Source organism: Streptomyces sp. G-G2, from assembly GCF_030063135.1.
GTDB lineage: Bacteria > Actinomycetota > Actinomycetes > Streptomycetales > Streptomycetaceae > Streptomyces.
This window is the reverse complement of record NZ_JASISO010000066.1, coordinates 1-11,089: the sequence shown is the minus strand read 5'-3', so window position 1 is coordinate 11,089 and position 11,089 is coordinate 1. Positions and strand designations below refer to the sequence as shown.

Annotated in this window: 8 protein-coding genes and 1 pseudogene; 3 read left to right on the top strand and 6 right to left on the bottom strand. The window is 66.4% G+C overall.

Annotated elements, in window-relative coordinates; genetic code table 11:
• From QMF80_RS34495 to QMF80_RS34480, 3 genes are all read right to left on the bottom strand, one after another.
• Positions 1 to 1,476, bottom strand: coding sequence for an ATP-binding protein (locus QMF80_RS34495; RefSeq protein ID WP_283460757.1), 1,476 nt, complete (start codon positions 1,474 to 1,476; stop codon positions 1 to 3).
• Between the two features lie 540 nt (positions 1,477 to 2,016).
• Positions 2,017 to 2,499, bottom strand: coding sequence for an NUDIX domain-containing protein (locus tag QMF80_RS34485; protein WP_283460755.1), 483 nt, complete (start codon positions 2,497 to 2,499; stop codon positions 2,017 to 2,019).
• Between the two features lie 10 nt (positions 2,500 to 2,509).
• The gene (locus QMF80_RS34480) at positions 2,510 to 3,733 is read right to left on the bottom strand and encodes a helix-turn-helix domain-containing protein (protein ID WP_283460753.1); all 1,224 of its coding nucleotides are present in this window, start codon (positions 3,731 to 3,733) and stop codon (positions 2,510 to 2,512) included.
• 210 nt (positions 3,734 to 3,943) lie between these two features.
• On the opposite strand from QMF80_RS34480, the gene QMF80_RS34475 reads away from it, so the two are divergent.
• Genes QMF80_RS34475 through QMF80_RS34465 form a run of 3 tightly spaced genes read left to right on the top strand, consistent with a single transcriptional unit; the run spans position 3,944 to position 7,229 of the window.
• Entirely contained in the window at positions 3,944 to 5,548 is a 1,605-nt protein-coding gene (locus QMF80_RS34475) for a Gfo/Idh/MocA family oxidoreductase (RefSeq protein WP_283460752.1), read from the top strand.
• A gap of 47 nt (positions 5,549 to 5,595) precedes the next feature.
• Complete coding sequence (locus QMF80_RS34470) at positions 5,596 to 6,306, top strand: class I SAM-dependent methyltransferase (RefSeq protein ID WP_283460790.1); 711 nt, start codon at positions 5,596 to 5,598, stop codon at positions 6,304 to 6,306.
• Positions 6,303 to 7,229 (top strand): glycosyltransferase family 2 protein, encoded by a 927-nt coding sequence (locus QMF80_RS34465; RefSeq protein WP_283460750.1) that lies wholly within the window; start codon positions 6,303 to 6,305, stop codon positions 7,227 to 7,229. Before QMF80_RS34470 ends, QMF80_RS34465 begins: the two co-directional genes overlap by 4 nt.
• Before the next feature lie 99 nt (positions 7,230 to 7,328).
• Here the strand turns inward: QMF80_RS34465 and QMF80_RS34460 are convergent, their stop codons facing one another.
• The 3 genes and pseudogenes from QMF80_RS34460 to QMF80_RS34450 all read right to left on the bottom strand — a co-directional run.
• Positions 7,329 to 9,962, bottom strand: a complete 2,634-nt coding sequence (locus QMF80_RS34460; protein ID WP_502962980.1) for a valine--tRNA ligase — start codon at positions 9,960 to 9,962, stop codon at positions 7,329 to 7,331.
• Between the two features lie 215 nt (positions 9,963 to 10,177).
• Positions 10,178 to 10,543, bottom strand: coding sequence for a hypothetical protein (locus QMF80_RS34455; protein WP_283460745.1), 366 nt, complete (start codon positions 10,541 to 10,543; stop codon positions 10,178 to 10,180).
• A gap of 165 nt (positions 10,544 to 10,708) precedes the next feature.
• Positions 10,709 to 10,966 (bottom strand): annotated as a pseudogene (locus tag QMF80_RS34450) (mobilization protein); the annotation flags it as partial.
• Positions 10,967 to 11,089 lie beyond the last annotated feature (123 nt).

The following is an 11,089-nucleotide window of genomic DNA, read 5'->3' as shown; positions in this document are numbered from 1 at the left end:
TCAGGAGTTCCAGAAACCTTGTTGCTCGTCGAAGGGAGGCATGGAGCCGAGTACTCCCCGGGCGTCCTCAGGGGAGCGGCCCTGCTCCAAGAGCGCCTCGTACACCCGGCGAGCGATGTCGACGGTCTCGGGAGCGGCTGGCCCTGGACCGCCGAAGGGTTCGGGATCGTCGACCGTGTCGGTCTCGTGGAGCATGCGGAGCGCCGTGACCGGGACCGTCTCCTCAAGGAGGCGGAGCATCGAGCGGACGACTTCCGGATTACCCCCTTCGTTGCCCATCGCTGCCTTCACCAAGGGGTGTTTTCTGTTGATGCGCAGAGTGATCCGGCCGTTGTGACGCTTCACGTTCCAGGCAAACCTCAGGGGGTCGCCGTGTGCCCGCGACACCACCTGACCACGCTGTCGTGCGGAACGGGAGGCCGCCTCGCGGGTGTACCTGGCGATCCTCTCCAGGTGACGGCGCAAGGAGACGGGGGGGACCACGCTCGCTTTGCGCACGTCCACGCCCCAGTCCGCGTCGGCCTCCGCAGGGATGTCCACGGCGATCCGCGCGAGGTTGTACTTCTCTTCGCGCTTCAGGCCGCGGATCCCCAGCCAGTCACCGGCCAGAATCAGGCGATCACGGCGGTAGACGTAGAACCCCTGTTGCCCCAGCCATCCCCTCTGCCCGGCAGCCGACTCGTATTCGGCTTCCGAGAGACGCTGTGCCGTCGGGAGGATGAAGGGCTCCACGCGCACCGACTGCGATCCCAACGGCAAAGGCTCCCAGGGAATCCGCTGTACCGACGGGTGCGTGGACAGAAACGGGTCCCACGGGGAGAGATCGGAGCCGCGCACCCGGATCCGGCACCGGACCGGACGCTTCAGGAAACGCGCGAAGACCATCGAGAGATGGGCTTCCGTACGCTCCGCCTCCGCATAGAACTGGGCCTGCATCTTATCGTCGTCGCCGGCCACGGCGGTGTTGTGGTAGCCGGAGAGCTGCTCCCACAGGACGACGGTCCCATGCTGCATGCTTCCCGCGATCCGTCGCAGGAGGGCCATGGTTGTGTCGCCGGGGTCACGGAGTAGCCGCCACTCCTTGTAGTACTCCACGACGCCGAGGTCCCATGTCCGAACGTGCCAGATCCCGTCCATGACTGTGGCTACGGTGAGCTTGCGGCACTGGGAGAACGAGGCGGACTTCAACCCCACACCGAAACGACCGAGGTCCGTGGCACTCCGCTCGGCAGACGGGCCGCGGGCTGCCACTGTCATGGCGGTCACCAGCTCGGGCTCCGTCATCCCCTTGCCGTCGTCCGTCACTGAGATCCAGGAACCCTGTCCGTCCCACGTGAAGTCGACGTCGATATTCTTGGCCTCTGCGGAGACGCTGTTGTCCACAAGATCCGCGACGGCGGCGGGAAGCGAGTAGCCGAGCGAACTGAGCGACGCCACCATGCCGGCAGGGTCGGGCGCGGCAACGTCGAAGTCCATCTTCACGCTCCGTACCCGGTGCACCCGGTCAGTCCTGTGTGGTCGATTCGTCTGTGTGCTCTGCGAAGCGGCACGTGGCAGGACTGCTCGGGCTTCGTGCGGTGAGTGCGCTACAACTCGTCCCGCGTCAGCCGAAATCCCCCGTTCGGAGCATGCTACCGAAAGGGCTGGTCGGGCGTAGGTGATCTTTAAGAAGAGTTGTCCACTGGAGGCCTGCTCAGTCCAGGTCGCGTTCGCCACAACGTCGTTGGTGACACTGGCTGCCACGGGTGGTGGTCACGCTGAGGGGACTGGCCTGGCCCCCTATTGGGCATGGAGCAGGCCATGGGTGAATCGACAGGGGCTCGGCCAAGCCGGGTGGCCGAGCCGGAGTTCAGAGATGTGCTTCCCCGGCGGTGGGCACATTCTCAGGGGTGGCGGCGCGTGCAGCGGCGCTCGGTCCGGCGCTAGCAGGGAACGCTGAGCTGCTGGCTACTGCGGCGGTGCTGCATGACGTGGCTTACGGGCCCGGCTGGAGACGGGTTTCCTGCACCGGTGCGGTCATGCCTCTGTTTCCGGCGACTGTCCGTGTTCCAAGTAGGCAGTCAGGCCGTTCGTTCGGGCCTGGATGCCAGCGGCGATTCGGCGCGCGAGGCGGGGGATGGTGAGGTCCGGCACCTGTTGGGCGCCATGGAAGTCGTAGCCACGAAGCTCGTCCGCTTGGAGTGCGATCTGCTGACGGAGGTCGGCGCTAAGGCGGCCGCCGTCGAAGAGGTAGAGAACCTTGTCTCCTTCTCCCGGGTTCGGCGCCCAGTCGACAACGAGGAGGCGGCCGATGTGGGGTTTGATGCCCAGTTCCTCCTGGACTTCGCGAACACAGGCTTGTCGGGGGGACTCGCCCTGTTCGACATAGCCACCGGGAATATCTCGATAGTCCTTGTACGACGGCTCGACGAGGAGGACTCGATCATCTTCGTCGAAGAAGAGAGCGCCGGCCGCCATGCGGGGGTGGGCCATCTTCGCTTCATGCTCGTTCTCGCTCACGGATTCGACTCTAGCCGCCTGCCACGATGTGGAGCCTTCGGGCCAGGTCCGCCACGGGGTGGGACGGCCGACCTCTGGTACCGCGCATCCAGCCGACGACCAGCTCTCGGCTCATGTAGTGGTGGCGGACCTGTTCGGGGGCGGCCTGTTCAGCTTCCAGCAGGACGGCCAGGGCTTCGTCGGTCCGGTTCCAGGCACTTAGCGCCCTAGCGACTTCGAGGCTGTGCCGCACACGCCGTTCCACTGGCATACCACTGGTGTCGATGCGCGCGCCGAGGTCCGCAGCAATCTGAATGTCACCGAGTTCGCCGGCGGTGGCTACGCAGTGGATCGCCACGTTCGTCGGACCGAAAGCTGTCCACATGTGATTGGCATCGGCGCCGAGTCGCTGCGCGGTCTCGTCGGCCTCTCGGAGAAACGTCTGCGTAGCTGCCCGGTCCTCTGCTCGTGCGGCGGCCATCGCGCCGGTGAGGAACAACGTGCCGTACACCGAGAGGTACTCGTCGTCTGCGGTGCCCAGTTCCGGCTGCATGACGGCTGCCGCGTCGTTCACGAGCTGGACCGCTGCCGTGAAGCGGCCGGTGGCCAGGAGACAGTGCGTAACCGCGCGGAAGAGCGAACCTGTGACCTCGCTTCGGCCGCTGTGCTGCGCGGCTGCCAGACCGCGGTCAGCTGCGATCCATGCCAGCTCGGACTCACCGACCTTGCCCAGCACCATGGCTGCGCCGTGGTAGGCCAAGGCGAGTAGCGCATGGGATTCCGCCCTCTCGTGCCCCGAGTAAGCGCGAGATGCGGCGAGGGCGTCTGTCAGGAGGTGGGGAAGACGTCGAGTGGCGAATCCGTAGCGGGACGCCTGATAGGCGTCAAGGACCTCGCTCACGTTGGAACGAAGGTCCTGTAGGGCAGGTGGCTCGTCTTCGGGTGCAGACCCCAGCAGGGGCGTGAGCTGCTTGTAGTCCATGAGCGCTTCGCGCAACGCGGGGACTGTGCGGTGCCCGCTGTCGGCCGACCACTCCATGAGCGTCGGCTCGGCGAGCAGGTCTCCAAGGGAGACATCGAGGGCTTCGGCGAGTGAGGTGATCACCGAGAGGCGATCAAGCTCGATCCGATTGTTCTCCGCTTTGCTCAGCCAGTCCGCAGTGCGACCGACGAGGCCGGCCAGTACCTCTTGGGAGAGGCCGCGCCGCCGCCGGTACCAGGCGACGCGCTCGCCGATGGTCAGGTTCTCTGTCATCCCTCGCATGTCCTGATCATCACCTCGTGGCCGAAGTGGACCCCGGAAGGATTTTCCGGGGTGTCGTGGGGCGCCCTGGCTACTGTCGCAACAGACCGAGAAGGCCGCTGGGAGATGCAAGCAACTCGACTTGCAACAAATGACTTTGGCCAATGACACCCGTCCGCCGCCCCCCGAGAGGCCACCTCATCAGTGAGGCCGGAAGAGGGCATGTCCGACGTCAATCGGTGTATGCGGCAGGCAGTTCAGCAAGAGGCGATCACCACTGCGGCGATCGACGTCCGGTCTACTTCGGAACGGCTCCGAACAGTGACAGCACGAGTGGGAGTAACGCGGATGAAAACCGACTCTCGAACGTCTCGAACAACAACGGCCTCGGTCCCCAGGCCGCCGACCCTCCGCTGTGTCGAGGATCCGCTGGGGCGGGCTTCCGCTCGCGATGTCCGCCCTGCTGCTCGTCGGCGCAACCTCGTCGTGGTCGGTTTCGACGAGATCGTCGCCAACAAGTACCTGCCCTGCATCAGGGAGGCCATCGAAGCCGGCCACGTCGACTCGTACTCCGTCATCGATCTGGAATCGGAGAGGTCGACGATCGAGGAACGCCTACAGGGTGTCGCCCTGAAGCCTCGGGAGGTCGTCTACCTTCCGGGCAGCGACGCGGCCACACAACAGACGCAGCCGGAGCTGATCGGAGCCGCCCTCAGGCAGCTTCGTCTGCCGGAGCTGCCGATGAAGGTGTACATCGCGACCGAGGTGCGGGCGCACGAAGCCTATCTGCGCTATTGCGTCGAGAACGGCATCGATTCACTGGTGGAGAAGCCGGTCCTGGCTCCGGTGGTGGGTGGCCGGTTCGCGCCGTCCCGGATCACCGAGGTCATGCAGGAACTCATCGCCCAGGCCGGTCGTACCGGTGCCAAGCATTCCGTGATGACGCTGAGTCGGTATCACCGTATCTACAACGGGGAGTTGCTCCGATCGCTCGAAGAGCGGGTGCGGGACTGGCAGGCCCCGGTCACGTCATTCCACCTGCGAGCCGCCGGCGGCGTGTGGAACCTCCAGCACGAGTACGAGTCGCGGGACGACCACCCCTACCGGTACGGCTACGGGATGGTGATGCACGGCGCGTACCACTACATCGATCTTGCCGTGCAGTGCCTGTCCCTCAACAAGCTCGTGTTTCCCGACCGCCGCTTCAGGCTCGAAGTCAGCTCGTTCGGCGCCTTCCCGACCGACCAGCACCTCCGGATCCCGAATCCGGCCGCCCGCCGGTTCGAGGACGGCCACTCGCGCTGGCCGGACGCCGAGAGCCTGGCGCATTCCTTCGGCGAGACGGACATCACCACCACGTTCCGGCTGGTCGACGTCGAGTCGGAGCGGACCCTGACCGTCGGAACGCTGTCCTTCGAGCAGACGACGCCGTCCATCCGCAGCTGGCAGGACCTCCCGGATGACGTCTACAACAAGAACGGGCGCACTTCCAGCGTCGACCTCGAAGCCCAGCTGTCGACCCTCTACTCCGCACACGTCCACTGCTACGACGTGCCCCGCGGGCAGAACGCGGACAAGATCGACGCCTTCGCGCGGCTGACCACGAGGGCGAACGCCTCTTTGCTGCCGGAGGAGCGGTACACGTCGGTCAAGATGTTCGACGGGTTGTTCCACAGCGACAGCAACAGGCAGCTCATGGAGAACTGGCTGCGGGGGACTGAGAACAGGAGCTTGCTCTCGGCACACCTGCTGCCGATGAAGGTCACCGAGGCGCTGGCCACCTCTCTGCTCACGCCCGGCCGGGCCGTCGAGATCGCCGAGTTCTAGGTGCCTGTCCTCGCTCATACCTCAACCCCAGGTGGTGCTCCTTGCCTGTGCAGCACTCGAAGGCGTTGCTTCACGCCTTCTACGCAGACGCGTTACGGAACGGCCGGAGCACCGGCGAGGAGCTGCGCGCGCCAGTCCCGGCACGATTCCTCGCCCTGCTGGGTTCCCTCCCCGCTGGCACTCCGGGTCTGGCTCTGGACCTCGGGTACGGCGCCGGGGCGTACACCATCGCCCTGGCAGAGGCCGGGTTCACCGTTGTCGCGGTGGACCAGGCCCCGGCCGAGCCGTTGCTCCAGCGGCTCTCGGAGTACGAGGACCTGGCGGAGCGGGTCACGGTGGTGGAGTCCCTCATTGAGCAGTACCCCATCGAGGAGGACTTCGGCGTGCTCGTCGCCAAGGACGTTCTCCACTACCTGTCACAGCACGACGTCGAAGCTCTGCTCACCCGGGCCGTGCAGAGTTCCCGCTCGGTCAACTTGCACTATCTGGAGGTCTTCACCGCGATCTCCCGGACTGACGTCCACGGCGTCCAGATCCACATCGAGGGCGAGGCCCTGTACACGCCCGAGTCCTTCAGCCACGTGCTGGAGCGGATCTACGAGGGATGGGACGTCACCATGCGCTGGGACGACCACACCGAGCAGGACACACGCTCGCGGCGCACCTACTTCAAAGCGGCTCGCGCGACCGTCATAGCGGCGCGCAGGTGCCCGGCTCCAGTCGGCACCGCAGCCATGAGCGGAAGGGAGACAGCGTGACCATCCCGGAATTGGGAGGCATCAGCTTCGTTGTCCCCTGCCACAACGCGGGCGACTACCTCATCGAGGCCGTGGAATCTATCGTCGAGCAGCCTCTTCGACGTCCTTACGAGGTAGTGATCGTGGACGACGGGTCCGACGACGACACGACTCTGGAGGCCATAGACACCTGCGCCGAACTGCCTGGCGCCCGCGTCGTCCGGCTCGACCAGCGCCAAGGGCATCACGTGGCCAGGAACGCCGGCGTGGCAGCCGCGCGGATGGAGTATGTGATGCAGGTGGATGCCGACGACCGGCTGGCCACCGAACCGCATCTCCTCAGGGAAGGGTCCTACCCGGACCGGGCAGTGGAGATCCTCGAGTCCAATGCCGAGACGGCGTTCGTGCACACGATGTCGTGGATGTTCGGCGCCTTCGAGGGATTCACCATCTCCTCGTACCCGTGCCGCGAGGAACTGGTGGTGCGCAAGCATCATGTCCCGACGTCGATAGTCTGCCGGCGGGCCGATGCTCTCGAATGCGGGCTGTACGACCCGAAGGTGCTCAAGTGGGGTGACTGGGCCTTCGCGGTCAACCTGTTGGCCAGCCGCTACAGGCGAGGGGCAGGCAACAACATCCACTGCGTGGCCGGCCCGTTCTACGAGTACCGAGTGCACTCACGGGTCGATCGAGTGTCCGATGCGGAGATCTCGGAGCTCGACATGACCCTCCTCGTCGTGGAGAAGAACCTGGACTTCTTCCGGGACCGACTGGACCGTAACGACGGGGCTGTCGAGATCGCACTCGACGTGCTGGGCCAGAAGCCGACGCGCCTCGACGACCTCATGAACATGGCGAAGTTCGATCTCCATCAGGCCCAGATCGTCGCGGAGCAACGCGAGTTTTCTCTGTCGAGCCCGTACGAGACGCTGCGAATTCCGTAGCGTCACAGCCGAGAGCCCGATGCAGAGGGTGTCCGAGGCCGAAGATCCCTAAGGGGCCCAGACCTTGCGGTCTGGGCCCCTTAGGGCGTGTGCCGGCGCCTACTGCGGCGGCAGCTTGTCCAGCTGGGCCTGGAGCCGGGCGATGTCCGTCTCGGCCTTGGCGAGGCGGCCCTTGATCTTGTCCACGACGTTGTCGGGGGCCTTGGCGATGAACGCCTCGTTCCCGAGCTTCGCCTCGGCCTGCTGCTTCTCCTTCTCGGCGGCGGCCAGGTCCTTGCTCAGCCGCTTGCGCTCGGCCGCCACGTCGATGGTGCCCGACAGGTCGAGGGAGACCGTGGCGCCGGCCACCGGCAGGGAGGCGGTGGCGGCGAAGCCCTCGCCCTCTGGCTGGAGGCGCAGCACCTGGCGGATGGCCGCCTCGTGCGGGGCCAGCGCCGTGCCGTCGAGCTCCAGGCGGGCCGGAACCTTCTGGCCCGGCTGCAGGCCCTGGTCGGACCGGAACCGGCGGACCTCGGTGACGACCTGCTGGACGAGCCCGATCTCCTGCTCCGCGGCCTCGTCGCGGAACCCGGAGTCCTTCGGCCACTCGGCGATGACGACCGACTCGCCGCCCGTGAGCGTGGTCCACAGGGTGTCCGTGACGAACGGGACGATCGGGTGGAGCAGCCGCAGGGTGACATCGAGGACTTCGCCCAGGACGCGTGCCGAGACCTTGGCCTGGTCGCCCTCCTCGAAGAACGTCGTCTTCGACAGCTCGACGTACCAGTCGAAGACCTCGTCCCACGCGAAGTGGTACAGGGCGTCCGCAAGCTTGGCGAACTGGTAGTCCTCGTAGTACGCGTCCGCCTCGGCGACGACCTTGTTCAACCGCGACAGGATCCAGCGGTCGGCCGCTGACAGCTGCTCGGCGGGCGGAAGCTCACCCTCGACCGTGGCGCCGTTCATGAGCGCGAAGCGAGTGGCGTTCCAGATCTTGTTGGCGAAGTTGCGGGACGCCTGGACCCAGTCTTCGCCGATCGGGACGTCGACGCCCGGGTTGGCGCCCTTGGCCAGGGTGAAGCGCAGGGCGTCGGAGCCGTACTTGTCCATCCAGTCCAGCGGGTTGACCGTGTTCCCGAACGACTTCGACATCTTCTTGCCGAACTCATCGCGGACCATGCCGTGGAACGCGATCGTGCGGAACGGCGGCTGGCCGTCCATCGCGTACAGACCGAACATCACCATCCGGGCGACCCAGAAGAACATCAGGTCATAGCCGGTGACCAGGACGGAGTTCGGATAGAACTTCTCCAGGTCCGGGGTCTTCTCCGGCCAGCCGAGCGTGGAGAACGGCCACAGGCCGGACGAGAACCACGTGTCGAGGACGTCGGTGTCCTGCGTCCAGCCCTCGCCCGTGGGCGGCTCCTCGTCGGGGCCGACGCAGACCAGCTCGCCGTCGGGACCGTGCCAGACGGGGATGCGGTGACCCCACCACAGCTGGCGCGAGATGCACCAGTCGTTGAGGTTGTCGACCCAGTCGAAGTACCGCTGCGACATGTCGGCCGGGTGGATGTCGACCCGTCCGTCGCGGACCGCGTCGCCAGCGGCCTTGGCAAGGGTCTCGACCTTGACCCACCACTGCAGCGACAGGCGGGGTTCCAACGTCGTCTTGCAGCGCGAGCAGTGGCCGACGGAGTGGACGTACGGGCGCTTCTCGGCGACGATCCGGCCCTCGGCGCGCAGGGCGGCGACGATCGCGGAGCGCGCCTCGAAGCGGTCCAGGCCCTGGAAGGGGCCGTGGACGGTGATGATGCCGCGCTCGTCGAGGACCTCGATGGATTCGAGGCTGTGGCGCTGGCCGATGGCGAAGTCGTTCGGGTCGTGCGCCGGGGTCACCTTGACGGCGCCGGTGCCGAACTCCGGGTCGACGTGCGTGTCGGCGACGACCGGAATGCTTCGGTCGGTCAGCGGCAGCTTGATCTGCTTCCCGATCAGGCGGGCATAGCGCTCGTCGTCGGGGTGGACGGCGACGGCGGTGTCGCCGAGCATCGTCTCCGCGCGAGTGGTGGCGACGACGATGGTGTCCTCGCCCTCGCCGTACTTCATGGAGACGAGCTCGCCGTCGTCGTCCTGGTAGTCGACCTCGATGTCGGAGATGGCCGTCAGACAGCGGGGGCACCAGTTGATGATGCGCTCGGCGCGGTAGATCAGCCCGTCATCGAACATCTTCTTGAAGACGGTCTGGACGGCCCGGGACAGGCCCTCGTCCATGGTGAAGCGGTCCCGGCTCCACGCTAGCCCCTCGCCGAGGCGCTGCATCTGGCCGGCGATCTGCCCGCCGGACTCGGCCTTCCACTCCCACACACGCTCGACGAAGGCTTCGCGGCCCAGGTCGTGGCGGGACTTCCCCTCCTTGGCGAGCTCGCGCTCGACGACGTTCTGGGTGGCGATACCGGCGTGGTCCATGCCGGGCTGCCACAGCGTCTCGTACCCCTGCATGCGCTTGCGGCGGGTGAGGGCGTCGATCAGCGTGTGCTCGAAGGCGTGGCCCAGGTGAAGTGAGCCGGTGACGTTCGGCGGCGGGATGACGATCGTGTACGCCGGCTTCTCGCTCTTCGCGTCGGCCTCGAAGTACCCGCGCTCTACCCAACGCTCGTACAGCGCCCCCTCTACCTCGGCTGGCGCGTACTGGGTCGGCAGCTCATGGGTAGGCGTCGGCCCGCTATTGGGGCTCTGTGGAGTGTTGTCGGTCACGACGGTCATTCTAGGCCCGTGACACCTCTGCCCTCGCCTGACTTTCGCTGGGCGGAGGGGCTGCCACAGGGACGCAAAGGTGGCCGCACGGATGAGATTCAAGTGTGACCAAGAACACGCCCGTGCGGCCGATGTTCATCGTACCTCGCCCGGCCGAAGGTCTCGTACGGGGAGGTGGCCCCGCCTCATGGGACGGAGGGGGCCTTGCCCCTGTGTCAGTCCTGGTACGGGAGGAGCCTGTCGGCGCCCCTGGCGATGGTGGTGGCCAAGCGGCCGTATTCGAGGACGTCCTCGTGGGTCATGAAGGGGATCAGGACTTCATGGTGCTTCCGGACGTACTTGAGCAGGAGATCGGCCATTGCGTACGAGGCCGCTTTGGCGTCGGCTCCTGCCTCGGGGTCGTGGACGTGGACGCCGGCTGCTTGGAGCTCTTCGATGGTGGCGTTGCGGACGATGGCCTGTTCCTCCTCTGTGAAGAGGCGCCCGTCAAGGTGGCGGTAGACGAGGGAGCCGGAGGGGGTCTTGAAGTTCGTGTCGAACAGCAGGGCCATGACGTGGGGGCGCGGGGTGGCTGCGGGCATAGAGGTGCTCCTCAAGGAGGTGGGCTGGGGCTCTGTATCAATGGTCTGGAGAATCCCCGGTTTGGCTGACCGGGGATCGTCGGCTATGTCTGTCGGCCCTGTCCTGCAAGGAGGGCCGCCTCCCGTGGGACGGAATGCCGGACGCCGAGTGCACCGCCTCGGAGCTCAGCGTCGCGGACGGATCGGCGGGGCTGACGGCGGGGTAGGCGGCTGCGTGCCGTGTCCCGACTGGCTGTCCCACGATGCCGTTGTGCGTCGGCGGGCGGCTTCGGCTCGGGAGTTGGGGCTGGGGTTGCGGCTGGTGTGCTGGAGGCGGGTGATCAGGACGCGGGCGGGTTGGCGGGCTGTGCTCAGTTCGCGCTGGGCTGCGGCCTCCTTCAGGAGCTTGTGCGGTTGATGGCCTCGGGCTTCGGCGTCGGCTAGATGAATGAGTCCAAGGGGTGTCGTCGCGGTCAGTGATCGTAGGCGGTCAGTGACCGCTTGACGGGTTGCCCCGTCTTGTCGTTGAACCAGATCGCGGCGGTTAACGCCAGGATGCGGAAGAGG